The 23,109-nt window shown below is 34.8% G+C and carries 27 protein-coding genes, 1 tRNA gene and 1 pseudogene; 3 read left to right on the top strand and 26 right to left on the bottom strand.

What is annotated here, in order from left to right:
• Nucleotides 1-54: 54 nt before the first annotated feature.
• The 4 genes from hutI to BM327_RS12395 are packed head-to-tail and all read right to left on the bottom strand — an operon-like array spanning nucleotide 55 to nucleotide 4,516.
• Nucleotides 55-1,305, bottom strand: coding sequence for an imidazolonepropionase (hutI, locus tag BM327_RS12410; RefSeq protein ID WP_090250648.1), 1,251 nt, complete (start codon nucleotides 1,303-1,305; stop codon nucleotides 55-57).
• Between the two features lie 48 nt (nucleotides 1,306-1,353).
• Entirely contained in the window at nucleotides 1,354-2,247 is an 894-nt protein-coding gene (locus tag BM327_RS12405) for a Ppx/GppA phosphatase family protein (protein WP_090250643.1), read from the bottom strand.
• Nucleotides 2,248-2,256: 9 nt separating this feature from the next.
• The gene (locus BM327_RS12400; RefSeq protein ID WP_090250639.1) at nucleotides 2,257-3,594 is read right to left on the bottom strand and encodes an ABC transporter permease; all 1,338 of its coding nucleotides are present in this window, start codon (nucleotides 3,592-3,594) and stop codon (nucleotides 2,257-2,259) included.
• Complete coding sequence (locus BM327_RS12395; protein WP_090250635.1) at nucleotides 3,584-4,516, bottom strand: ABC transporter ATP-binding protein; 933 nt, start codon at nucleotides 4,514-4,516, stop codon at nucleotides 3,584-3,586. The genes BM327_RS12400 and BM327_RS12395 overlap by 11 nt, the downstream gene beginning before the upstream one ends.
• 164 nt (nucleotides 4,517-4,680) lie before the next feature.
• Here BM327_RS12395 and BM327_RS12390 point away from each other — a divergent pair, with 164 nt between their 5' ends.
• Together BM327_RS12390 and BM327_RS12385 are read left to right on the top strand one after the other, a co-directional pair.
• The gene (locus tag BM327_RS12390) at nucleotides 4,681-5,313 is read left to right on the top strand and encodes a YceI family protein (RefSeq protein WP_090250630.1); all 633 of its coding nucleotides are present in this window, start codon (nucleotides 4,681-4,683) and stop codon (nucleotides 5,311-5,313) included.
• A 164-nt stretch (nucleotides 5,314-5,477) separates the two neighbouring features.
• Nucleotides 5,478-5,559: transfer RNA gene (locus BM327_RS12385), tRNA-Leu, on the top strand.
• A gap of 103 nt (nucleotides 5,560-5,662) precedes the next feature.
• Here BM327_RS12385 and BM327_RS12380 read toward each other — a convergent pair.
• From BM327_RS12380 to merTP, 19 genes and pseudogenes are all read right to left on the bottom strand, one after another.
• Nucleotides 5,663-6,214, bottom strand: coding sequence for a hypothetical protein (locus BM327_RS12380; RefSeq protein WP_139230367.1), 552 nt, complete (start codon nucleotides 6,212-6,214; stop codon nucleotides 5,663-5,665).
• A 94-nt stretch (nucleotides 6,215-6,308) separates the two neighbouring features.
• Complete coding sequence (locus BM327_RS12375; RefSeq protein WP_139230366.1) at nucleotides 6,309-7,634, bottom strand: hypothetical protein; 1,326 nt, start codon at nucleotides 7,632-7,634, stop codon at nucleotides 6,309-6,311.
• 73 nt (nucleotides 7,635-7,707) lie between these two features.
• The gene (locus BM327_RS12370) at nucleotides 7,708-7,965 is read right to left on the bottom strand and encodes a hypothetical protein (protein ID WP_090250618.1); all 258 of its coding nucleotides are present in this window, start codon (nucleotides 7,963-7,965) and stop codon (nucleotides 7,708-7,710) included.
• A complete protein-coding gene (locus tag BM327_RS12365; protein WP_090250614.1) occupies nucleotides 7,949-8,446 on the bottom strand; it encodes a hypothetical protein in 498 nt (165 codons plus the stop codon). The genes BM327_RS12370 and BM327_RS12365 overlap by 17 nt, the downstream gene beginning before the upstream one ends.
• 64 nt (nucleotides 8,447-8,510) lie before the next feature.
• Nucleotides 8,511-8,960: a tetratricopeptide repeat protein gene (locus tag BM327_RS12360; protein ID WP_090250609.1), complete on the bottom strand. Its 450-nt coding sequence runs from the start codon at nucleotides 8,958-8,960 to the stop codon at nucleotides 8,511-8,513.
• A 647-nt stretch (nucleotides 8,961-9,607) separates the two neighbouring features.
• On the bottom strand, nucleotides 9,608-10,141 hold the full coding sequence (locus tag BM327_RS12355) for a hypothetical protein (RefSeq protein ID WP_139230365.1): 534 nt from the start codon (nucleotides 10,139-10,141) through the stop codon (nucleotides 9,608-9,610).
• A gap of 53 nt (nucleotides 10,142-10,194) precedes the next feature.
• Nucleotides 10,195-10,806 (bottom strand): hypothetical protein, encoded by a 612-nt coding sequence (locus BM327_RS12350; protein WP_090250600.1) that lies wholly within the window; start codon nucleotides 10,804-10,806, stop codon nucleotides 10,195-10,197.
• Nucleotides 10,807-10,925: 119 nt separating this feature from the next.
• Entirely contained in the window at nucleotides 10,926-11,594 is a 669-nt protein-coding gene (locus tag BM327_RS12345; RefSeq protein ID WP_090250595.1) for an SMI1/KNR4 family protein, read from the bottom strand.
• A gap of 710 nt (nucleotides 11,595-12,304) precedes the next feature.
• Nucleotides 12,305-13,423, bottom strand: a complete 1,119-nt coding sequence (locus BM327_RS12340; RefSeq protein WP_090250591.1) for a toxin-antitoxin system YwqK family antitoxin — start codon at nucleotides 13,421-13,423, stop codon at nucleotides 12,305-12,307.
• Nucleotides 13,424-14,595: 1,172 nt separating this feature from the next.
• Complete coding sequence (locus BM327_RS12335; protein ID WP_090250587.1) at nucleotides 14,596-14,973, bottom strand: hypothetical protein; 378 nt, start codon at nucleotides 14,971-14,973, stop codon at nucleotides 14,596-14,598.
• A gap of 22 nt (nucleotides 14,974-14,995) precedes the next feature.
• A complete protein-coding gene (locus tag BM327_RS12330; protein WP_090250582.1) occupies nucleotides 14,996-15,490 on the bottom strand; it encodes a hypothetical protein in 495 nt (164 codons plus the stop codon).
• 74 nt (nucleotides 15,491-15,564) lie between these two features.
• The gene (locus tag BM327_RS12325) at nucleotides 15,565-15,993 is read right to left on the bottom strand and encodes a hypothetical protein (RefSeq protein WP_090250579.1); all 429 of its coding nucleotides are present in this window, start codon (nucleotides 15,991-15,993) and stop codon (nucleotides 15,565-15,567) included.
• A 142-nt stretch (nucleotides 15,994-16,135) separates the two neighbouring features.
• A complete protein-coding gene (locus BM327_RS12320) occupies nucleotides 16,136-17,032 on the bottom strand; it encodes a hypothetical protein (RefSeq protein WP_090250576.1) in 897 nt (298 codons plus the stop codon).
• An 80-nt stretch (nucleotides 17,033-17,112) separates the two neighbouring features.
• Nucleotides 17,113-17,556, bottom strand: coding sequence for a hypothetical protein (locus BM327_RS12315; RefSeq protein WP_090250573.1), 444 nt, complete (start codon nucleotides 17,554-17,556; stop codon nucleotides 17,113-17,115).
• A gap of 63 nt (nucleotides 17,557-17,619) precedes the next feature.
• On the bottom strand, nucleotides 17,620-18,330 hold the full coding sequence (locus BM327_RS12310) for a hypothetical protein (RefSeq protein ID WP_139230364.1): 711 nt from the start codon (nucleotides 18,328-18,330) through the stop codon (nucleotides 17,620-17,622).
• A 259-nt stretch (nucleotides 18,331-18,589) separates the two neighbouring features.
• Nucleotides 18,590-19,207: a hypothetical protein gene (locus BM327_RS12305; protein WP_090250564.1), complete on the bottom strand. Its 618-nt coding sequence runs from the start codon at nucleotides 19,205-19,207 to the stop codon at nucleotides 18,590-18,592.
• A gap of 67 nt (nucleotides 19,208-19,274) precedes the next feature.
• A complete protein-coding gene (locus tag BM327_RS16020; RefSeq protein WP_449560078.1) occupies nucleotides 19,275-19,364 on the bottom strand; it encodes a GDCCVxC domain-containing (seleno)protein in 90 nt (29 codons plus the stop codon).
• Between the two features lie 53 nt (nucleotides 19,365-19,417).
• Nucleotides 19,418-19,486: pseudogene (locus tag BM327_RS16015) on the bottom strand (MerC domain-containing protein); the annotation flags it as partial.
• A 2-nt stretch (nucleotides 19,487-19,488) separates the two neighbouring features.
• A complete protein-coding gene (merTP, locus tag BM327_RS12295) occupies nucleotides 19,489-20,082 on the bottom strand; it encodes a mercuric transport protein MerTP (RefSeq protein ID WP_090250987.1) in 594 nt (197 codons plus the stop codon).
• Nucleotides 20,083-20,429: 347 nt separating this feature from the next.
• Here merTP and BM327_RS12290 point away from each other — a divergent pair, with 347 nt between their 5' ends.
• Nucleotides 20,430-21,068, top strand: coding sequence for a DUF2490 domain-containing protein (locus tag BM327_RS12290; protein ID WP_090250561.1), 639 nt, complete (start codon nucleotides 20,430-20,432; stop codon nucleotides 21,066-21,068).
• A gap of 27 nt (nucleotides 21,069-21,095) precedes the next feature.
• Here the strand turns inward: BM327_RS12290 and BM327_RS12285 are convergent, their stop codons facing one another.
• From BM327_RS12285 to BM327_RS12275, 3 genes are all read right to left on the bottom strand, one after another.
• The gene (locus BM327_RS12285) at nucleotides 21,096-21,605 is read right to left on the bottom strand and encodes a serine hydrolase (RefSeq protein WP_090250557.1); all 510 of its coding nucleotides are present in this window, start codon (nucleotides 21,603-21,605) and stop codon (nucleotides 21,096-21,098) included.
• 36 nt (nucleotides 21,606-21,641) lie between these two features.
• Nucleotides 21,642-22,007, bottom strand: a complete 366-nt coding sequence (locus BM327_RS12280; protein ID WP_211664740.1) for a cupin domain-containing protein — start codon at nucleotides 22,005-22,007, stop codon at nucleotides 21,642-21,644.
• 150 nt (nucleotides 22,008-22,157) lie between these two features.
• Nucleotides 22,158-23,081, bottom strand: coding sequence for a hypothetical protein (locus BM327_RS12275; RefSeq protein WP_090250552.1), 924 nt, complete (start codon nucleotides 23,079-23,081; stop codon nucleotides 22,158-22,160).
• Nucleotides 23,082-23,109 lie beyond the last annotated feature (28 nt).

Raw genomic sequence — 23,109 nt, 5'->3', positions numbered from 1 at the left:
ATATCTTAATCCTAAAAGTGTAAATTCCTCAAACAGTGTCTTAAAGAATGATAATTAATTCACTTTTTTTCCATTAATAATGATGGTTTCTGCAGAGTTTGCTCCAAAAGAATAAGGAATCAAGGCTGGACTCTCCATAGGCTTGGTAATTATCAAGTTCGCTTTTTTACCCAATGTGATACTACCGTGTGTTTGATCAAGTCCCATAGCGTAGGCCGTATTTAAGGTAGTAGCCGTTAATGCTTCATTGGGAGTGAGTTTCATTTTCACACAAGCAAAAGAAGTTAACAACTGCATGTTTCCACTTGGAGATGAACCTGGGTTGAAGTCTGTAGCCAAAGCAACAGGTAAACCATTGTCGATTAATTTTCTACCTGCTCCAAAAGGAATAGACAAGAAGAAAGAACATCCCGGTAAAAGTGTGGGCATGCAATCGCTTCCTTTTAAGGCTTCTATATCCTTGTCATCAATTTCTTCCAAATGATCTACAGATAGAGCATTGTGTTGAACTGCAGCAGCCACTCCACCTTGTATAGAGAATTGATTCACGTGAACTTTAGGTGTTAAACCGTATTTGATTCCCGCTTCCAAAACTTGGTTCATTTCTTCTACGGAGTAGTAATTACGCTCGCAGAAACAATCGATGTAATCTGCCAATCCTTCTTCGGCAATTACAGGTAGCATTTCGTTGATGATTAAATCTATATAACCTTGGTGATTTTCTTTAAATTCTGGAGGGTAGGCATGTGCACCCAAGAAAGTTGCTTTGATGGTAAGGGGAGACTCTTCCTTCAAACGTTTGATTACGCGCAACATTTTCAACTCTGCGTCTACAGTAAGACCATATCCAGATTTGATTTCAACGGCACCTGTACCATAACTCATCATTTCTTGCAAACGAAGCATGGCATCTTGGAACAATTCTTCCTCATCCATTTCTTGTAGCTTACGAGCAGAGTTTAAAATTCCACCACCTTTTAAGGCGATTTCCTCATAGGTTAAACCTTTGATTCTATCTTCAAACTCGCTTTCTCTTGTTTTGGCGAAAACGGCATGGGTGTGAGAGTCACAAAACGCGGGCATCACCATTCTTCCGTCGGCATCTATAACCTCTAGATCTCTCCAATCGGTAATTCCACCCCAATCTTCCATTTTACCGTAGGCAACAATCTGGTCGTCTTCTATGGCTAAAAAGGCATTTTCTATGGTGTGAAGGTTTTCCATCTCCGCACCTGCTTTGTATCTTGGTAAATCTTCTCCGGCTTGGAGTAGACTTTTGATATTCTTGATAAGTATTTTAGACATTTACTCGAATCTTTTTTAGAAGATTCAAAGTTAAAAATAATCCAAGCACTAGAAAAGATGTTCCATCAAACCTTCCTTCATGGAATTGGGAGAAATGTAAATTGTGTCTATGTCTAATTTATCCATCAACCACATCACTTTTACGGCGGCTATGGGTGCCATTATTTTACGTATGGGAATTATCCTATTATCTAATTTTCGCTCTGCCAAGGTCGATTTCATTAAATTATCCAGGCATTGACGCAAATTTTCTTTGCTAACACTTTGTGAATGCGTGTGAGAGGGAAAATCTATGTTTTCTATGATTTCATAAAAGGTTTCAAAGCTCCCTGAGGCTCCAATAAGTATGTTGGTTTGGATGTCGTCGAAAAATCCTTTGGTAGATTGCTCCAAGTAATTAATGATGGCATCGATGTCTGAATTAGACAAAGGGTCGCTGAATTCAAATTGCTGGTAAATTCTAGAAACACCTATTTCAAAGCTTTTGCTCTTAATTACCTCATGTTTATCTGCAAAAATGAACTCACTACTTCCTCCACCTATGTCTAAAATAATGGACTTGTCTTCGAAGATATGCGCACTTTGTATACCGCGGTAAATTAGTTCTGCTTCGGTTTCACCATCTATTATAGTGATGGGGATTTCCGTCATAGCATAGGCTGCTTGGATGAAATCATCACTATTTTCTGCAGCACGCAGGGCAGATGTTCCTATGGCTCTAATTTGTTCAACACCGTGTTGATCACATATAGCTTTAAAATTTTCTAGGGTCGCTATTCCGCGTTCAAAAGCATCGGATGTAATGGTTTGATGATTAATACCTCCCATACCCAAAGCAACACCTTCTTTATGGTTGAAGAGGATTTTGTTGCCCGTAGCTGTTTTCTTAAAAATTAAAAGGTTAAAGGTATTTGTACCTAAGTCTATAACTGCACCTATCATTCGTGAGATTTATGATTTTTTAAGCCACTTAATAAAGTGTTTTGCTTTTAAACGATGACCAAATTGTAAGATACCGTTCTGGTATATTTTTCCTGCTAAATAAAACATTAGCAAAGCCGAACCGAGTAGTATACCCAAACTCGCAAAAAGTTCCCAGCTATCATTGGCACTAAAGCCTATGCCTAATTTTACCATCATCGCTACCGGTGAGGTAAAAGGAAGAAATGCAAAAACATTTGCCCACGGACCTTCTGGATAGTACACCGTATAATACCCGCCATATAAGGCCAACAAGAGTAAAGACATAATAGGGATGATGTATTGCTGCCCGTCAGATTCGCTTCCCATTGAAGCTCCTACTGCGGCGAAGAAGGAGCCATAAAAAATGTAGGCTACAATAAAGAATAGGGTGAAAAAGATAAGCATACTAGAAAACTGTATACGCTCGTAAACCAACTCTACAAAGTCATTGTACTCCCTGGCCGCAAATAATTTTTCTTGCATACTGGCATTGGCAATTTCTTGTGTCATTTGTTGCGGGTTGAAATTACTTGGATCTAAGAGGTCTATAAAAACTGTTTCTCTTAGTATGAACAATCCTGTTCCTATGATAATACTCCAAAGAACAAATTGAAACAAAGCAGAGATGCCTATACCAATTACTTTTCCTACCAAAAGTTGACGTGCACTAACGGAAGCTAATATCACCTCTACGATGCGGTTAGATTTTTCTTTAGAAACACTTCTTAATATGGTCATACCAAATAAGAAGATGAACAAAATGATGATGAGTCCGAAAAAATAACCTGCCCAGGCCGAAAGTTTAGAATCTGTATTTTTCGGGTCGTATACATTGAAAAAGTGAAATTGCATGGGTTGTTTAATTTCCCTGAATTTCTGTACACTCAATTGGGTAAATTCCTTTACAAATATCTCCTCAAACCTTCTTTCTACGTGATATTGAATTCTTGTTTTTACACGTTCTGAAGGGGTTTCTCTGTACATCACTTTGATGTGCTTGTTGGAGATAACTTTTTCATTTAACTCAACGCCTATGTCAAACTTTTGGTATTCCTCATATTTGGCAAACTCTTCAAAATCTACGTAGGTATTGGTGAAACTGTATTTAATGTTGGGGTCTTCTTTGGGCATAATTTTACCCGACATGATCTCTTGTGGATCCATGATCAAGACATTCAAAATCTTTTTTTCACTGCCACCTAAAGCAAAGAGTAAATAGGTAAGTCCTAAAACAAGTATAGGTCCTAATAAAGCCATTAGTAAGAAGGATCTCGATTTTACACGCTCCTTCAATTCTCTCATTGCAATTAACCAACTATGCTTCATCTTCCGTGTTTTGAGGTCCGTTTACTTCTTTAATAAATACATCTTCCATACTTGGGAGTATTTCTTCTGCTTTTTCAATTTTTACATGGGGAATTAATGTGGCCAATAAATCATTGAATTCATTTTCTCCGCGCATTTTAAGGTGTACCAGAAACCTGTTGTCTGCTAAGACTTCTTTGTCTACTATTTCATAACCTGTCCAAAGTGCATTGGCAAAAGCGATCATATTACCTTGGAATTGTATGGCAAAAATGCCTTCCTTTTTATCTTCCCTTAAGGTAGTTATATTTCCTTCCAGTTTCTTTACCCCTTTGTGTACTATCATTCCTCTGTCGCAGATCTCTTCTACACTTTTCATGTTGTGGGTAGAAAGAATGATGCTTTTGCCATCGGCGCGCATTTGTTTCAATTCTTTACGTATCAACTCTATATTGATAGGGTCGAAACCACTGAAAGGTTCGTCAAGAATCAATAAATGGGGCTTGTGCAAAACGGTACAAATGAATTGAACCTTTTGGGCCATACCTTTTGAAAGCTCTTCAATTCTTTTGTCTTTCCACGCCTCAATTTCAAATTTTTGTAGCCAGTAACGTAGGCTTTCCTTAGCATCGTTTTTACTAAGTCCGCGCAACCTACCTAAGAAAATAGCTTGTTGTTCAACAGTCATACTCTTATAAAGTCCGCGTTCTTCAGGGAGGTAACCAATTTCATTCAAATGTTTGGACGAGAGTATTTGTCCTTTAAAACTGATAAAACCTTTGTCTTGCTGGATAATCTTATTGATGATGCGTATCAGGGTTGATTTTCCAGCTCCGTTGGGTCCGAGAAGACCATAGATTTCGCCTTCCTTCACCTTTAAGCTGATGTCTGCAACCGCTCTTTTTCGGTAAAAGGATTTGTATATACTATCGAGTTCTAACATAAACATTGGATGAGGTGATAAATATAATGATTTAGGTGTAGGAGCGCATTTTCAAATGTCTTCTAAAAGATAAAATTCGAACAGAGTAAAAAAAGTCATTACATATATTACCTAGGTAACTAAATAATATTATTTTTGCCTAAATAAAAAAATCAAAAAAGACTATGAAAAAGTTTTATGTTGCTGCATTTGCTTTTGCAGCTTTAGCTACTACAGCTTGTACAGGTGAAGGAGAAAAAGTAGAAGAAACAGCTGCTGATGCGGTTGAAACGCCAGTTGTTGAAGAAGTTACTTACAACTTAAACGCTGAAGCTACAACTTTGAACTGGACAGGTTCATGGGTAAAAGAAGGTGAAATCCAAAGAAGTCACAATGGAGCAATTAAAGTTTCTGAAGGATCTTTAACGATGAAAGGTGAAGAGTTCGTTTCAGGATCTTTCAAAGTAGATATGACGTCTATCTCTAACAGTGATGTTGAAGATGCAGAGAAAAACGGAAACTTAGTAGGTCACTTATCTGACTCAACTTTCTTTAACGTTCCTGCTTTCCCAGCAACAGACGTAAAAGTTAACTCTTTCTCTGGAGATGTAATGAACATTACTATCAATGCAGTAGGACAAGAGTTTACACAAGACATCAACGTAAGTAAAACTGACGCTGAAGGAACAATGACATTAGAGAGTTCTTTCGCAGTTGATTTCGGTGATGCATTACCATACACAAACCCAGAAGACAAAACTAACGGGCACGTGTCATCAGAAGTAGCATTCGATTTAAAATTGGTTTTAAATAAATAAGCTGGTTTTTGTTTACATAAGAAGGGTGGACTTAGGTTCACCCTTTTTTTTATGCTTTAAAATGAAGCACTTGAATGGCGGACTTCATTTTTCCTTAAAATAAATCTCAAACTATAGTAATCTATTCAAAGAATTTACTATTTTTGCAATCGCAATTCGCAAACGCCTAGGTGGCGGAATTGGTAGACGCGCTGGATTCAAAATCCAGTTCTTTCGGGAGTGTGGGTTCGATTCCCACCCTAGGTACACTTTACTAAAACCCTCTCATTTTGAGAGGGTTTTGTTGTTTTTGAGGGTGTGTTTTTAGTCTTGGAAAGTGATGGTTAATTGGTTGGTTGACTGTTCTCAACTAGGAGATGCGGGTTTTTAGGTTGTGGTTGCTCAGCCCATGGCTTTTAGTTGATGTTAGTAACCTTTTCCTTTTCCGGGTGACTATAATACATAGGAAAATCGTTCCAATTATTCCACTTAAATAGGATGATGTATGCGCCCATCCAGCTGCTAAAAATTTACTATGTTTAGATGAGTCCATTAGTTCTGAAAGTCTAGGTACAAGATGAATTATTTTAAGATAAGTTAGCACATAGCCCACAATACCAGCAATTAGAGCAATTCCAAACATGATAAGCAACAGTTTAAGAATTAATCTCATTACATCTCGAAATTCCAAGTTTGGTTTTTTACCAAATTGGCTAAACCCAGCAACTAATATCCCCATAGGTAATGCAACCCACCAAGTTGCTATTACGCCCCATAATAGTGCAAGAAGAACTGGAGATTTACTCTCAATTATTTTGGGATGGCCAATTGTAAAATATTCAACACAAAGATGTGCGGTGATCATATCATGAATAATCCCATAAATGATTGCTGCGAGTAATGTGCATAAAATAATTTTCACTGATGTCATCTTTATGGTTACTAACGGTCCGGCTAAAAAGCGTTGCCATCCCGCAGGGGGACTATGATTTTTCGGCCATTGTTGTGGCTAGTTTTTATATTTTTTTTACTTCAATGAATTTCCCGTTTTCAATAACGAATGTGTGTCCGCTAATTGTAATTTCTTCCCCTTCTTTCAAATCCATTAAGTTGGATATATCCTCTTCAATTGTATGAACCGAACCTTTGGTAGCTCTGGCTAAGTCAAGGTATTGTTTATTGATTCCAAATTGTGTTCCGCACAAGATTATTCTAACAGGTCGGTCAATCTTATTTATGAATTCATAGTCTCGCATGTTTGCCCAATTGTCTGCGATTAGAATCACGTCTCCACAATCTTTACATTTCTTAAATCCTTTGAGGATAGCTTCAATATCATTCTCAGGTGCATCCCCGCCAAATCCATTTCTCATACATTTATAGGCGACTTCTTTTAATTCCTCAAAATTGTCAGCTTTGGAATAATAAATCCCTCCTGTATTTCCTGTCTTTTTCTTGTTATCTGGTGTCATATCACCATCATTGAAGAAGACGAAATGTTGAACTTTATTTTTGTCAATATTTAATCTGTGCCATATAAAAAGTTGAACAGAATAGGGTGACATACTACCTGTTAAATCACAGTTAATTAGCATTTTATCCCAATCTTTATTTCTATTAAGAACAGCAGAAACCGTTGTATCCTGAAAGTAGCTTCCAAAATCAAATGTTCCAGCTTCAGAAGTATATGCTGAATCTGCAACGGCAAAAGCAATGTCGCTTTCGTAATAAGCTTCCGAACCAAACTCATCTACAATTGCATTGGATTCTAATGTAGTAATTAAAGTGTTAGTGTCTGAAACTGGAGAGATAAATGTTAAAGCAGTATCAATCATACTTTCCATGTAAGCGATTTCAGCTTTCATACTTTCTTTGGTGGGGACAGGACGGTAATACACAACATAGCCATGAAATAACTCTTTAGATTCATTTTCTGATTTAGCTCCTGTTTGTTCGATTATTTTCCATTCTGTTTCGTTGCTGTCGAACAGTTCTGGGAAATATTGATAAAGATTATAAAGTCTTTCTCGGTTCAGTTCTTCTTGCTTAAACTTTGAGTCCGATTTGAAGTCCGAATAAACATAAGTAATGTACTTTATGTGAGTGTTTTCTAGCTTGGCTAAAATAGTGGAGTCTTTGAATTTGTCAGATCCAAAATCCAATGGCAATGCGACATGTTTAAATGGAGCACCTTCTGAAAACTCATATTCTGTCAGTTGAGTAGGGTCTTTAAGAATACTGTCAAATTTTGGAAGAAGTTCATTAGGAACTATTTCCTGTCGACAGCTTGAGGTTGTTCCTGCAATTACAATTAGTAGGAATATTTTAAATATTGATTTCAATATCTTTTTTAATTAGCCACAACGTTTAGTGTAAAATGCGTTTTAATGCTATTTACATAGTGTTGTGGTGTCGTTATTTCTTTAGTTGTTTAAAATTTGGCTTCCCTTGTTTTCTATATTTCTTCAGAGCTTCATTCCAATACTCAATCATAGAGCTGTCAGCTGGAATCTTTATTCCAGAATCTGACCAGTCCATTGGTTCGCATGCACTTAGAATATCACTTAAATCAAATTCGCCACCTGCCAAATCATAGTGTTCTTTGAGAAAATAGAACATTATCCAAAATCCATCTTCAGATGTTAGGGTTTCCTTATCAAAATTTACTTCCATTTTCTTTAATCCAATTTGTTAAATATTCCATACAAACTTGATCAATATTGGTTCTGTCTGCTCCATTCCAATACCATTGCACAGTGTCATAATTCAAATCTTCTTTAGCAAAGTATAGCGAGTAGAAATCGTATATTTTACTATCATAATCAAGAATGATACACAAGTCTTTGATTTCTTTTAGGGTTTTGAGTAAATCTCTATTATTGTTCAGAACTTCTTTTGCCAAATATGTCACATAGTCAATTACCACTTTGTCCTGATTCTTATAGTCAAGGTTTAATTCTTCAAATACTTTATCAGTCAATTCTTTTAATTCGAATTGGTTGTATGGCTTTTCAATTCCAGCAAGTTCAACTAAATGCTCTGTATCATATCCAATAATCATCATGTCGACAGCCCAATTTGACCATTTTTCGTCTACGCTTTCGTTCAAATGCTTCCAAGCAATAATTTCATATGTAGATTCAACGGGTTTCATTTTATGCACCACAACGATCCGGCTAAACTGCGTTATAATGCAGTTTAGGTTTTGTTAGGCAATGTTATTTGTTACAATATTTTTCAGTGTAACTTTCCCCATATTTTCCTGATCTTGCCCAGTCCTCACATGCTTTATCCATTTTATTTATTTCCATGTAGCATATTCCTCTATTATTATATCTGATTAACTTGTCTTTTTCATCAGTTGAATAATTAATAGATAGTTGTAAATCGATAAAAGATCCATCTATATCTATTTTCGAATTGAATTTAGTCAATCCTCTTTCATGCAAAATAATAGCATTTTTGGGCTCCAAGCTATCTGCTTTATTTAAAAGATTTATTGCATTTTGAAAGCCTACTTTACCTTTAGCACTCTGCTCTTGAGCTTGAATGTAGTATTCCAATGCTTGAGGATTTTTAATTGCATCAGAAGTTTTTCTACTTAATAAAAGCCTGCATGAACTTATAGCTACTATAATTATCAATAATATTATAACTTTTCTTGTCATATTGTTTCCTTTCTAATATTGCCTAACAAGTGTATAAATACACCTTTTTAAATATTAATTATTTAAAACCGCCTTTACTCTTGAGAATAGTGGTGGTTATAAGTCTTAGTGGTTTAAAGCTAGTTATTTTTTTGAAATTCTTTAGGTGCAAAGTTGGTTTCTCTTTGTTATAGGAGTGAGTTTATGCCTTAAAAAGTATGCTTTATCTCGGTATATGGTAGTATATATGTAATGTGTTTATACCACCAATATTGGGGAATAAACGCCACAAAAAAAGATCCAAGGTTCTCTATTTTATTCCTCATGAATAGAAGAGTGGATACAAAAAAAGAATAGAAATTTTTGTCTAAATGAAATTCATCAAAACATAAAAAAGGGTGATTTTCTTAATCTAACTTAAGTAACAAAAAACCGAAAATTTTGTCCAAATTCTTCGATTAATTTAAGGTCATCGGTGATGGAAAAGTTCGATAAATGTTGCGTTTCGGGTACACTTTACTAAAACCCTCTCATTTTGAGAGGGTTTTGTTGTTTTTGAGGGTTTGTTTTTTAGTCTTGGAATGTGATGGTTAATTGGTTGGTTAACGGTTTCGCAGTAGGCAATGTGGGCTGTTCGGTAGTGGTTGTTCAGCCCATGGCTTTTAGTACTAGTCCATTTTTAATGATTCCCGATACTCTTCTGATAAAACAGCATGTGTTTTGACACCGTCCGCATGTGTTTGAACGTATTCACCATAATTTCTAATGAAATCAGATGGTACTCCCATTTTTTCTAGTAACAGGGAGTCGTTACTCCAGTTTTTGTAATCGGCAACCCTTCGTTTTAGTATGTAATCGTTGTATGTACTTCTCTTAAAGTCAGAATACATTTTGTCCTTTTTAAATTTTTGGAAATCATCCATAAATTCTGAATAAGTTAATCCAGCTTCTCTATTTTTCGTAGCGAGTTGAATAATATAAGGACCTCCATAAGTCACATCAAAAGTATCAATGTCAGCTGTGCATTCAGTGAGGCGGATTAAGTCCAAAGCTAGTGTACCTGAATCATTGGAAATTTTCTTTGAAAATAATTCTGCACACTTTTCGGATGACTTATTATGATTGGAAACCGTCTTTGATGATTGAGAGCATGAAATAAAACTCATTGAAATGAGCAGTGATAAAATTATGGTTTGAGTCATTTTCATTAGTATTAACGTTCTGTGTATGGACTTTAGGGCAGATTCGAAGGACTTCATTTTCCAAGTTCTTCTTCAGTCAATCCTTGAGCTTTCAAATCTTCGATTGTTTTATTCAAGTATTCTTTATTCTTATCTTCTGTCAATCCGATATTCAGACTGTAGCGACAATTAAAATGCTCAATTCCAACCAAGGATATTATTACTCGTCCGTTTATCCATTCAATAACTCCTAAATCAAAGGATCCAAATTTCTCTAGATCTACTCTCGTTGGTTCTCCAAGTAAGTCGGTGATCCTGTTTTTTAGGTCAAGAAAATTCTTATTTCCATCAGAGTCAGTTCCAATATTGTCAGATATTTGAGTCAAAGGGTTTGTCCATGGAAGGTTCATCCACATCATTGCTTCCAAATGACTTTCATATCCATCGAGAATTTTGTGTTTCCCAAAATACCATTCGGTTCGGTCACCACTGTCACGTCTTTTCTCTTTGTATTTGTCAAGTTGATTAAATGGAGTCTCCCAATGAATTAAAGTTCTAACATCTTCTAATAGCAGTCCCTTTTGAAGGTTGCTCCAAATCTCATCTCGCTTTTTCAACTTGTCGGTTGAGTATGGAAAAATAAAAGTTTTGTCGAGTTTTGGTTGAGAACTCAATTTTGATTTCATTTCCCTTAATTTTCTTAATTGTCTCAATGTCTTTTATATGTGGGCTAACGCCTCTTATATGTTGTGTTTGCTACCCGAAGGGAGCATATGCAATATACAAACTGTTAGCCAATCGTTATTTATTTAATTTTTTTCAACCAATTCATTTTGTTTTCAGAAACATTTCTTTCCCAATGATTTGGATCATTAAGTTTTTTGCAACCTAATGATTCCAATTTATCATTCAACCATTTCTCGTACCATTCAAAAAAAGTTACTTCTCTATACACTCCGCCAGGTAAGACATCAAATTCATTGGTGTCTAAATTCCATATTTTTCCTTTTTGTTCGCCATTAACTACTATAAACGAATAATAAGTGCATCCTTGAGTTTGGATCGGCAAAAGTCCATTTATTGTTTTAAGTCTCTTATAAAATAAACCTTCAGGATTATCAGTTTTTGAAGTGATTAATTCCAAAGAGTCTTTATTTTTTAATTCAAAAGAACTTTGGATTGATGAAATGTTTTCTGTCCAATCATTCCATTCGTCAAATTCAGAAAACATTTTTGAGATATTGTAAATTCCATAATCTGGACCAGCCCCATATCCAATCTCAATTAAAAACAACCTAAGCTCTTCGGGAATAAGAACATTGTATTGGTTTTCATAATTTATGATTTCATCAGAATTAATAGGCTTAGATATATAGTTGTGAGATTGACTTCCAAAAACTGTTTTTTTTCGGTCAAGTTTTTTTAATTCTATTAATTTATTCTTAATTATTATAATTCTTTTACTTCGGTCCATTATTGATTGGGCAATGTTGGCTAACAAGTGTATAAAAACACCTTATTAAATTTTAACTACTTAAAACCGCCTTAATTCTCGAGAATGGAGGTGGTTGTAGATTTATGTACTTTAAAGCTAGTTATTTTTTTGAAATTCTTTAGGTGCAAAGTTGGTTACTCTTTGTTATTGGAGTGAGGTTATGATTTAAAAAGTACGCTTTATCTCGGTATATGGTAGTATATATGTAATATGTTTATACTGCCATTATTGGAGTATAAGCACTACTAAATAGAATCCAAGTTTGTTTATTTTATTCCTCACGAATAGAAGAGTGGATACAAAAAAAGAATAGAAATTTTTGTCTAAATGAAATTCATCAAAACATAAAAAAGGGTGTTTTTCTTAATCTAACTTAAGCAACAAAAAGTCGAAAATTTTGTCCAAATTCCTCAATTAATTTAAGGTCATCAGTGATGGAAAAGTTCGATAAATGTTGCGTTTCGGGTACATTTTTATAAAACCCTCTCATTTTGAGAGGGTTTTGTTGTTTTTGAGGGTTTGTTTTTAGTCTTGGAAAGTGATGGTTAATTGGTTGGTTAACGGTGAGTATAAGAATAGTAGCCGATTGCGTGGCACTTCCCTGTCAAGTTACAAGAAAGTTGAAGCGGGCTACAACCCTTGAATTTACTACTATCTCGGCTATTATTTTTATACATTGTTAGTGGCTTTTATTCTTCTATTTTATATATTTTCAAATAACCTTGACAGCTTGCATATGAAAGAATGTACAGTTCGTTCTGTCCGTCATTATTTATGTCATATTCAAAAAATTGCAAATTATCAATATTCAAGATTTCCAAGTTCCCTTCCTGTCGTTTAAGAGTTACTGGATTTGTCCCTGTGTCATCACATTTAAGTTGTTTTATGTGGATAACTAATTTCCCTAAACTTGTTTTGTGGTCAACATCTTTTTCAATGTATTTAATATCCCATTCGCCAATTGGTAATTCTTTTACTTCTCTATTAATTCCAAATTTTGTAGTAGTTAATTCGGTACTACAAGTCAAAGTGGATGAAGTCTTCAACTCAACACCATTTTCTTTTAAAACAACATATTCATTACCATATTTGAGAACTATGTTACTTCCATTTAAACAAACAGTCGCTCCACGAAATAAATGTTCTCCAAACCTTAGAACTCTTTGCTCTCTTTTAGGCTGGTCAAACATTACGTAAATATTTAAATTTGAACTATTAACCACATTTGTGTCTGGAAAGGTTTGTTTGATGAAGACAGGCAAAATTTGTTCTCCCTTCTCATTATACTTAAACAAGTCTCCGTTTAATTTACCATCTTTGAATTTTTCAATACTTGCGATTTCCCCATTTGCATGATATGTAATCCATTCTCCATTTCTTCTGTTCCCCTTAGCTCTAATTGCTCCACTCTCAAAGTAATTTTTTGCTTCTCCGACTAAAGTGTCAGAATTAAAAACAGCTTCATATTTTAGCTTTCCACTTTTATAAAACTCTTTAAATTCTCCTTGCTTAATACCTTGATTATAATTCTTTATTGTTTCAACTGAACCATCAGAATAATATTCAATCCACAAGCTGTCATATTCCTTGTTCTTGAAAAATCCAGTCTCCCATGTTGTCCCATCTTTTGTATACTTTCTAAACGGACCTGTCAATGTATCATTCACATATGTTCGTTCAAACAACCAACTTCCTGAATAACCCTTGTGCATTCCTTGTTTCCATCCATTTTCGTCAATATATCCTTCTTTTGTCTGCGAAAACGACAGGAATGGAACTAATATTAATATGATTGTTATTGTCTTCATTCTAATTGCCACTAACAAGTGTATAAATACACCTTTTTTAATATTAATTATTTAAAACCGCCTTTACTCTTGAGAATAGTGGTGGTTGTAAGTCTTAGTGGTTTAAAGCTAGTTATTTTTTTGAAATTCTTTAGGTGCAAAGTTGGTTTCTCTTTGTTATAGGAGTGAGTTTATGCCTTAAAAAGTATGCTTTATCTCGGTATATGGTAGTATATATGTAATGTGTTTATACCACCAAAATTGGGGAATAAACGTCACTAAATAGAATCCAAGTTTGTTTATTTTATTCCTCATAATAGAGAATTGGATACAAAAAAATGAATAGAAATTTTTGTCTAAATAAAATTCATCAAAACAAAAAAAAGGTTGAATTTCCTAACCTTCCCTAAGCAACAAAAAGCCGAAAATTTTGTCCAAATTCTTCAATTAATTTAAGGTCATCAGTGATGGAAAAGTTCGATAAATGTTGCGTTTCGGGTACAAAGCCAGCTTTTTAGCTGGCTTTTTTAGTATCTATTATTTTGAGAGGGTTTTGTTGTTTTTGAGGGTTTGTTTTTAGTCATGGAAAGTGGTGGTTAATTGGTTGGTTAACGGTCTCGGCTAGGTGATGTGCCCAGTTTCAACTTTGTTTTTCTTTTAAAACTAAGATTTTCTTTCAACCCATGTTTTGTTTTAAAACGCGCATTCGGGCAAGGCGCTTAGCCGTTGTTAGTAACAGTCCTAACTAATTCTGTTTTATTGGAATTTAGAAGTAAACCACCACATAAAATCAAGATAGGAATCTGCGAACAGGAAAAACAATCCTACAATTCCGATTAGTACCAGGATATCCCAATAAGTCCACCTTCTCTTTGTTTTACTGTTCCTATCCTTTAATACTAAACCAATGTTGACGATAAAGTGAATTGCTAAGGATAGATCCAAGAATAGAATGAAAGCGATGTCAGCACCACCACTATGATTAAACAAAAAGTAGGAACAGGCGGAAAGATATAGGGTGAAGATTAATAGTTGTCGGAGTATTACTCTAAGCATGATTAAGTTCAATATTGTAGTTGGGAGACTCTGGGCTTTAGTTGTTACTAACAAGTGTATAAATACACCTTTTTAAATATTAATTATTTAAAACCGCCTTTACTCTTGAGAATAGTGGTGGTTATAAGTCTTAGTGGTTATAAGCTAGTTATTTTCTGCCACTTAAGCATCTTGATGAAGTTGTCAAATTTTTCTATCCCTTGTTCTTCGTCATAGGTTCTTACAAATTGAGGCTTCTGAAAAGGCATCGCGAAATATTTGAAATTCCATTTCCTGGTCCACGTGTCAAATGTGATGTGTAAGACTTCTTTGTCATAGTCAATAGGGTTATAAATGCTTATAACAAGTTTGTCCATTGATGTGGATCCATAGAGTCTGTCTTTATAGTCAGAACTCTTAATGTGTCGAATCAATTCAACCAACCTTTCGTGTACATCTTGCCAATTTGCAATATATCGCTTTTCAATATAATCCCACGTCTTAGCCTCGGAGAGTCTTGGATGATATGTTCTCATTGTGTTCAATTTCAGTTTGGGGTTAATTATTTTCTCTTAAATACGCTTCTAACTCTTCTAGTTCTTTTTTCCAATGCTTAGTGGTTCTCGTACAAATTGAAGAAAGAATAAAATACTTGTCTTTTGGGTAATACAGATTTCCCCACCAATTATCGTAACCGTAAATCATATAGGTAACTCCAAGCTCCAACTTTAAATCGCAATTGGAACGATCTGCATTGGCTCTCAGAATTAGTTTTGATGTTTTAAGCGAATCTTTGTAGTTTTTGAAAACTTGAACAGTATACTCAACATAATGAATGGTGTCGTTTCTTACAAGTCGTTCGTAGCGCTGTTGTATACTGTCTTTACTCTCTTTATCAATAATATAGATTTTATGTTCTACTTTGATTATTTCTCCTAGTACAACTTGGGAACTCGAATTGAAACTTTCTTCAACCGTTAAGCCCTTGCAGTCACATGCAATCGCAGCATTCAAATTGTAGAGGAATAAGAAAATAATTATGATGTATTTCATTCTTCTTTTATTAACCAGAATGGTTTGTCTTAAATGACGTGTAATAGTTTTGTGTTAGCATGAGGTCAATTATTTCAAATAAATTTCAACTCAAATAGGTAAACTTTATTTTCTTCGGTTTTATTTTTGGACCTAACAGAATAGTTGAAGTAATATTTGTCTATATCATACTTATTTAGAAAGTAAGTCAAGTCTTTTAAAGGAATTGATAGTTTTCCGTAATGATCAGAGGTCACAGCTTCTGGAGTTTTTTCTTTTACCTCAATTAGAACACTTAAAACATATGTGCAATCAATACAATGAAAATCAGATCCATATCTAACGGTTATTACATCGGTATCTTTTAATTCAGAGGATTTCAATTCAATTGTTGGGTTTTCGGAAAAGGAATTGAATTGTCCAATAAGCGAGTCATATAAGAAAATATTGTAATAGTCGAGTGTGTCACAATATCCGTAAATGGAGATGACTATAAATGATGTGAAAACCAATAATTTATTCATGCCTGTATTTTCTAATCCACTTTAATGAAAATCCACAAATAACAACAGTCGTCTAATCGAATTGATATAGATGGAAACGCTTAACAAGGTAGAAATTTTTCTCCAAAGCTCTCGCTTAACGCGGAGGGTAAAAACTTTAATATTAGTATTCGAGGACTTTCCTCCTCCTATTGACAAGAAAGCGTCCTTCTTTTTTGTCTAGTTGGTTTTCCCAACCGATGAGGTATTTGGTTAATGGCGATAGATTTAAAGAGTCAAGATTTTTATGCGTAAACGCCATGATTTCATTAGGATATCGTTTCATTACTCTTCTTTTTTTCAGACGTGGAAAAACACCATGGTCAAAAGGAGATAAGTAAAGATCGCAAGCTCCGAATAGGTGAAGAAACTCGTGTACGATAACCGTAGGTTGCTTCTTACTAACTATGGCGTATTCGATTTCCGTTCCACTTGAGGTGTGAAAGGCAACACTGATTTCATTTTCAAAGTAGTTATTGATGAAAAACATCAAGGCTATGTTATCTGTCTTGTATTGATTGCGCAATTTGGCAATAAGTCGCTCGCGGTTATTCAACTTGTTTTTTGTTAAAACCAACTCGGATGTATCCTTTGGCAACGATCGCGCCACATCTTTAGAAACATTATCCGACCATGCATCCACCAAATCTATTCCCTTGGTTAGGTCTTTGTATTTAAACAATGTACCAGAAAGCGATTCGTATTTGAACTTTTCTTTAAAGGGAATGACACTGTCTTTAGAAGCATTGATACCGTGTTCGAGTATGATGTCTAAGGAGATTCCATTTGCCACAGCTTGTTTTTCGAGCCAATCTATAGAAACTTGAATAGAATCAAGGGTTGAGTTAATGTCGTATGCTGACCAAGGATGAGTTCTATCAGAATCTACGAAAACAGCAAAGAGCACCGTTTTCTTTTCTAGTGATTTACACACGTTATTCTTAACGGAACCAATTTTAATATAGCTTCTACAGCCTATCAGAAAAAGTGAAAGTAGTGTTAAGTGAATTAGTCTATTCATATGTGTATAATTCTAAATACACAAATGGTAACAGGTGGTTATAATTTTTTTAAAAAGGACCGTAGTGTGTTGTTGTATTTTTATTTCGTATTAGAAATAGACGCTAATACAGCCAAAATTTCTTGTCGCTGTTTTTCAGTAGGTTTAAAGGGTGCAAATATCGAGTCGCAGTATTCTTCGCGTTTTTCTTTATCTAAACCTTTAATATAATCTTTACCAGGTTGACTTAGCTCCGAAATCCTTTGAATCCTTTCTCCAACATAACGTTGGTCGGTAAGTTGAAAATCATTGAGGAGACTGAGATCTATCTCTGGACCTGTTGCTTTGAATTTCTTGTTTTTATATTTAGTTCGTATTTGATTTTTATATTCTTTATGTATTTTTTCAAACACCGAAATGATAAAGGGACTCATTGCGAAAAAGTTAATATCGTCTGCAATCAAATGAGCTTCAGATTTAATTTGTCCCAACAATTTGTTGAGAGCATTAATTTCGTGAAATGTAAATTCAATAGAGCTATTCATAGTGTATGATCTGTTTCTGGAGGTTTAGTTTTTATAATCCAAGTTAGTTTATCGTGGAGTCCATTAATATTTAATCTCATAGTCGTAACAAGATACTTGCATGTACTGAAAACCTTGATATTCTTTGTTTATTATACTTTGATACCAGGGATATTTCTCTTTGTCTTCGAGTACTGCGAAAAATTCATTTAAGTCTATCCAAAATTTTTCATAACCTCTACTATATTTACCTCCTTTGAAGTAAAAACTTAACCCAACGGGCACAAATTCAAAGGTTTGAGTTGAATCATTAAATACCCTAGTTTCTTTTATTCTAATTTCATCACATTTACGGGCAGGATAAACGTAAACAAATGGCGAAGGGTAAACAAAAACCTGTCTTCCGTCTTCTAAAATTGTACTGTCATAGCCATAAATGTTAACCAAGGGAACATCAGCTTCTACTACAATTTCAAAATAAGGTTGTTTAGATAAAGACATGCTATCCTTCAAAAGTTCTTCTTTTTCCTTTTGATAATCTATATAGTACCAACGTTTATTGCCATGAGGATTATAGTATTGCTGATAGATATTTAATTGATTACTGTCTACTAAAGTTTTAATCGTATAAACCAAATCCAAACTGCAATCATAGGAGGAGTCAAGCATGAAAATATTTTTGTTTGGTTCAGTTTTTTTTAATGCAATCCATCTTGATTGAATACATGTGGTATCAGTTAATTGAGCTAGACTAAGTAGGGGGGAAATTAATAGTATTGTGAGTAACTGCTTCATGGGTGATTCTTATATTTCTGGTCAATGTTCATTACAATTATCAAGCTTTGAAAGCGATGATACTCCCAGAAAGATAGAAACATTTGTCTAAAGAAAATTAATAAGAACATAAAAATGGTTGATAATCCTCATTAATGCTGAGCCACAAAAAGCCGAAAACTTTGTCCAAATTCCTCAATTAATTTAAGGTCATCAGTGATGGAACGGGTCGATGATTTTTGAGTGCCAGTCTAAACAACGATGCTAGTACCAAGGGCAGCTATATTTTATAGCTTTTACCGATGCTCATATTTTCAAAGGTTACATTATTAACCACGGAAAAATTGGTTCCAGTTGTGTCAATTTCTATGTGTATTATTCCTTGCTTATTACAAATGTCCTGACCTAATCTTTCATATGTACTTTCTTTTATAATTTCCAAGGTCTCCTTTCCTCCTCGCATATATTTATCTGGCTCATTAAGAATGTTTCCTTTCTCGTCAATAAATTCAATTTTTATGTTTGACTTCAAACCTAATTCTCTCCATAATTTTATTGCTCTAGAATACCAAGAAAGATCGCCTTCCAGTATATCTTTAAGTTTATTATTAAACTCATTAATCAAATCATTTCTAAAACTTGAAACCTCCAGTTGTTCAATATTAAAGCTGTCGAAATTCTCAATGTCTAACTTGAATAATTTAGAGATTAACCAAAGTGGAATGGACCAGCCGTTACCGATAGTAATATTCAAAATGTCATCCTTTTCATTCAGAAAACACATAGTTACTTTTCCATTACTAAAGGCAATAGCATTGGATAATTCTTCCTGTTGATCTAATCCGTAACGTTTTAACAGAGGTTGAAATTTCGTTTCTATTTTTCTTGCGAACTTCATTCAATTTTGGTTTCCTGTCCTACTTAATAAAAAGCTGAATAAAAATGTTTTATTTGCGAAAGCCCTTTTAACAACAGTTTGAAGAATGTTGTATTGGGGGGCATTTCACGGTTCCATAACTGCAATAAACGCAACAGTCGCCTTGTTTGGGTTGTATTGTTTTCTTTTCTTACAGTTTTCACAGGTATAAAAGTATTGACAAGCATCTATGGGCATAATTTCTTCCTTTTTATGTCCGCAATGTGGGCAGGTAAGTATGGAATGTAATTCAACCTTCATTTTTATTCTTTGTGACTTACTGAATACCCCGTCTTTTCAATTGCTTTTTCAATTTCTTCTATGCTTGTTTGGGTTTGGTCAAATTCAATGCTTGCATTTCCATTTTCGTAGGATACAGTCGCATGTATTATTCCCCTTAGTTTATTTACTTCCTGATTTACGTGTTCCTCACAACCTGAACAAGTCATTCCTTCTATTTTAAATTCTGTGGTCTTAATTTGGGATTGTTCGGTGACGATGGTCGTACTTTCTGACTTTGAATAGAAAAGGTGGGAATAGTTTGGAAAGGCAAGCATGAGTACTGCAAATACAGTCACTATCCCTAAGAACTTTTTTGTCTGTATAAAGGGTTCTTTTTCATTGGAATCACAGGCGCAGTCCGTTTGTTTCTTTGGCTTCAGTTTTTGATACCAAGCAAAAGCAAGTACAAAAACTGTAAGTCCTATTAAATAGGGTCTCAAAGGCTCAATCCAAGCAAAAGTTGAAGCAAGTCCACTTGTTCCTGCCAACATTGCAAGTAAAGGTGTTATACAACACAATGAAGCCGAAATAGCGGTCAAAACCCCAAGTCCTGCGAGTTTGTTTTCTGATTTCATAGTATTATTTCTAGTTCGCTTTGTTCGTTTCAGCTGTATTTCAATCATTAAATGGGATCAACAACTAAACTGCTATGGTTCTACCAAGATAGGAATATTTGTACGACCTGTCTTGATCAAGCTGAAACATAGAGTTGGGTTTTTGGTAAGCTTTAGTAATGATAAATTCCTTTTTGTGGACATCAAATAATAATTAGCTGAAAGCTAACACCTCAATTCATCTTCACTTTTACTTCGATTGTAGTAATTTAGGATGAATTATTATTGAATATTTTGAAGCGTTCGTAAGCTTCTAAGATTTCGCCTAATGTTATTGGGCCTTTTTTTCAATTAATGACTGTTTTTTTATGAGAATACTAGCTCTTTTAGCAATGTTGTTATTGGTGACTACTGTAGGTGCGCAATCGAAGTATTGGGGAGGAAGCTCCATGAAGTTTAAGTTGAATAAGAAGAACGCGTTGACCCTTAAGTTGCAGTTTCGTGATGATATTCCCATAGAATTTACGGATGGTTGGAAGCACTTGTATCAATTGAGTTATAATAGAGAATTAAGCAAGAGGTTAGATTTGAGCTTAGGGTATAGAGCTACCTTAGAACAGGAGTTTTTTGATAAGCAGCGATTATACACTGATTTTAGTTACAGCTCTAAGAAAAAGAAGCGTTTTGTACGGTATGATATTAGGGCGCGTTTACAGCAAGACGTGAATTATGGAAGTGAATTTCGTCAAGGTCAAACTTATTTTAGGTTGAAGCCTGAAGTTAGCTTTAATACCTCAAAATGGGTGGATCCGTATCTGGGAACCGAATTGTTTTATCGATTTAATGGAAAAAACGAGTTTAGGGAGTTTAGGTATTTATTTGGATTGGAATTTAAACTGTCTAAAAGAGTCGACCTTAATACTCAACTCATGAGGAGTGTGGAGTTAAATGTGAAAGATACTGAATCGGGGTGGGTGATTGGTACCTTTCTGAAATTCAAATTATAAGTGAGAAAATAAGGCGTTTCGCTCACCTTATTTTGCTTCAAGTGACTTGCAGCGTTCAATTTTTGTTTTTAACAATTCGTTTTTCAGGTTTAGGCTCAAGGCAGTTTCGTAGGCTATACGGGCATTTTTGTAATCCTTTAACTGCTCGGATAGTCTAGGAATTCCAGCAATATGATGTTGCAGTTGGTAAGGGCTTATTTGTGCCAGTTTTGGATGTGTGATTTCAGGAAAAAAGTGAGATAAAGGAGCGTTCAAAGAGTCTTTGAGGTAAAAGGTTGCAAGGGTGGAGGTAAAGGTCTTTGTAATTGAACCAATTTCATAAAGCGTTAAGCTGTCTGGTTGTTTGGAATAAGTATTGGGCTGACCATAGCCATAATACTCTGCAGTTCCATCCGGATACAAAATTCCAATTGAAAAGCTTGGGTTTATTTCAAGTTCTATTCGTCTATTTATTTCTCGTTCTAATTCTTCTGTAATTAATTGACCGAAGCAAGAGGAGGCAAAAATCGCTAGTAATATGCTGAGGAGGTATCTCATATTTCTACTAAAATTAGACAACAAAAGGGAAAGAATTTAAATTTTATCTAAGTCAGACACCGTAAGTTCATTTTTCGTATTACCCGTATTCAAAGTGGTTGCTGGTTCAAACAACATGATGCTAACCTCTTCTGGGGCGTAGGGCTTATGTTCTATTCCTTTTGGAATTATTACAAATTCTCCGGGGTTCAATTCAAGGGTTTTATCGTTTAACTCAATGTAGAGTGTGCCGCTTACAACATAGAACAATTCGTCTTCGTGCTCGTGTTTGTGTTTCACGAACTCTCCTTTCACTTTAACGAGTTTTACAAATTGCTCATTGAGTTCCCCCACAATTTTCGGACTCCAATAATCCTTAAAATTTGCTAGTTTTTGGTTCAGGTTTACCTTTTCTATTTCCATCTGCGATCCTTTAGTTTGATTCTTAAGCGAATATACACATTCACATTATTTCAGCATTTGTACATCCTATAGAAATGGTGGGTGTTATGGAGGAGTTTATAACAAAAGCCAGCACAAAGCCGGCTTTTTTGTGTGGGTAAGTTCGTTAGTTTATTTCAAATTAAAAGATCCAAATTCACTCAAATCTTTGATTCTTTTTGCCCAATTGGTCAATACTTTTTCTTGTTGCTCATAATCTGTGTCGTACGGACCACAAACGATTTTTAAGGTTGAAACCTGCTTGTCTTTGTCGTAGGTTAAAAAGAATTTTTCTGTGTAAAGGTTTTGGTCGAAGTCGTTTTGTACATAACAATTGCCCCAGAAATCATCAGAAATAAAAGAATTAATCAGTTTGTTTTTATGGGGATAGTTGAAGTTGAGTTGAGCCTTGCTTCTCCAATCAGAGGAGAGTTGATTTTGTGGATCAAAGCTTACTTGAACTAAGGATGCCAGTTCTGGATCCATCATAAGTTTCCAAATACTAGTATCGGCTGCTTTAATGCTGTAATCATGTTGCACAAATTTTCCTTTTGATAGGTTTTGTGCTTTTTCTTTTGTGATAAACTCAACTTCTTTTAAACGAGCACTTCCGTTTCCTCCATTTAAAAAGCGAAATCCAACAATGGAATCTTCTTGTATGCTTACGGCCTGTATGACAATGATGACATCTTCTCGTTGCGTATTTGGATTTTGATATTTGGCCAACTTTGGGAGCGACATGGTTAAGGCTTTGGCCTTTGGATATTTTTCTGTATCCACCAAAATGAGAGAAGCACCACTTTTAGCTTCTTCTTCTGTAGGGAGTCTGTTTTCTATTGCTGGTACCGTGTTCCAATCCGATAAATTTACGGCAGGGAAGGTGTTTAAATTGTCCGGACAATACCACCCTCCATAACGATGAGGTTCTACAGATTTATCTTTACTTACTGTGTTGGTTTTAGATGTTTCTACTTCCGTTGTGTTCGAGTTCGAAAAAAGACAAGAGGACAAAGGTAACATACCGATAACGAGTGTTTTTAAAATAAGTGCATGCATGGTTTTTATTTTTTATGATTATGACCAC

It is taken from the genome of Lishizhenia tianjinensis (assembly GCF_900116425.1).
Classification (GTDB): domain Bacteria; phylum Bacteroidota; class Bacteroidia; order Flavobacteriales_D; family Crocinitomicaceae; genus Lishizhenia; species Lishizhenia tianjinensis.
The sequence above is the reverse complement of the archived record's forward strand: the minus strand, read 5'-3'. Positions and strand labels throughout refer to the sequence as shown.

Coding starts and splice junctions, on each gene's coding strand:
- BM327_RS12335 (WP_090250587.1), bottom strand. CDS start 14,973: ATGAGAACATATCATCCAAGACTCTCCGAGGCTAAGACGTGGGATTAT.
- BM327_RS12290 (WP_090250561.1), top strand. CDS start 20,430: ATGAGAATACTAGCTCTTTTAGCAATGTTGTTATTGGTGACTACTGTA.
- BM327_RS12350 (WP_090250600.1), bottom strand. CDS start 10,806: ATGAAATCAAAATTGAGTTCTCAACCAAAACTCGACAAAACTTTTATT.
- BM327_RS12325 (WP_090250579.1), bottom strand. CDS start 15,993: ATGAATAAATTATTGGTTTTCACATCATTTATAGTCATCTCCATTTAC.
- BM327_RS12345 (WP_090250595.1), bottom strand. CDS start 11,594: ATGGACCGAAGTAAAAGAATTATAATAATTAAGAATAAATTAATAGAA.
- BM327_RS12320 (WP_090250576.1), bottom strand. CDS start 17,032: ATGAATAGACTAATTCACTTAACACTACTTTCACTTTTTCTGATAGGC.
- BM327_RS12395 (WP_090250635.1), bottom strand. CDS start 4,516: ATGTTAGAACTCGATAGTATATACAAATCCTTTTACCGAAAAAGAGCG.
- hutI (WP_090250648.1), bottom strand. CDS start 1,305: ATGTCTAAAATACTTATCAAGAATATCAAAAGTCTACTCCAAGCCGGA.
- BM327_RS12355 (WP_139230365.1), bottom strand. CDS start 10,141: ATGACTCAAACCATAATTTTATCACTGCTCATTTCAATGAGTTTTATT.
- BM327_RS12370 (WP_090250618.1), bottom strand. CDS start 7,965: ATGGAAGTAAATTTTGATAAGGAAACCCTAACATCTGAAGATGGATTT.
- BM327_RS12390 (WP_090250630.1), top strand. CDS start 4,681: ATGAAAAAGTTTTATGTTGCTGCATTTGCTTTTGCAGCTTTAGCTACT.
- BM327_RS12275 (WP_090250552.1), bottom strand. CDS start 23,081: ATGCATGCACTTATTTTAAAAACACTCGTTATCGGTATGTTACCTTTG.
- BM327_RS12400 (WP_090250639.1), bottom strand. CDS start 3,594: ATGAAGCATAGTTGGTTAATTGCAATGAGAGAATTGAAGGAGCGTGTA.
- BM327_RS12315 (WP_090250573.1), bottom strand. CDS start 17,556: ATGAATAGCTCTATTGAATTTACATTTCACGAAATTAATGCTCTCAAC.
- BM327_RS12340 (WP_090250591.1), bottom strand. CDS start 13,423: ATGAAGACAATAACAATCATATTAATATTAGTTCCATTCCTGTCGTTT.
- BM327_RS12280 (WP_211664740.1), bottom strand. CDS start 22,007: ATGGAAATAGAAAAGGTAAACCTGAACCAAAAACTAGCAAATTTTAAG.
- BM327_RS12305 (WP_090250564.1), bottom strand. CDS start 19,207: ATGAAGTTCGCAAGAAAAATAGAAACGAAATTTCAACCTCTGTTAAAA.
- BM327_RS12365 (WP_090250614.1), bottom strand. CDS start 8,446: ATGAAACCCGTTGAATCTACATATGAAATTATTGCTTGGAAGCATTTG.
- merTP (WP_090250987.1), bottom strand. CDS start 20,082: ATGAAATCAGAAAACAAACTCGCAGGACTTGGGGTTTTGACCGCTATT.
- BM327_RS12310 (WP_139230364.1), bottom strand. CDS start 18,330: ATGAAGCAGTTACTCACAATACTATTAATTTCCCCCCTACTTAGTCTA.
- BM327_RS12360 (WP_090250609.1), bottom strand. CDS start 8,960: ATGACAAGAAAAGTTATAATATTATTGATAATTATAGTAGCTATAAGT.
- BM327_RS12405 (WP_090250643.1), bottom strand. CDS start 2,247: ATGATAGGTGCAGTTATAGACTTAGGTACAAATACCTTTAACCTTTTA.
- BM327_RS12330 (WP_090250582.1), bottom strand. CDS start 15,490: ATGAAATACATCATAATTATTTTCTTATTCCTCTACAATTTGAATGCT.
- BM327_RS12285 (WP_090250557.1), bottom strand. CDS start 21,605: ATGAGATACCTCCTCAGCATATTACTAGCGATTTTTGCCTCCTCTTGC.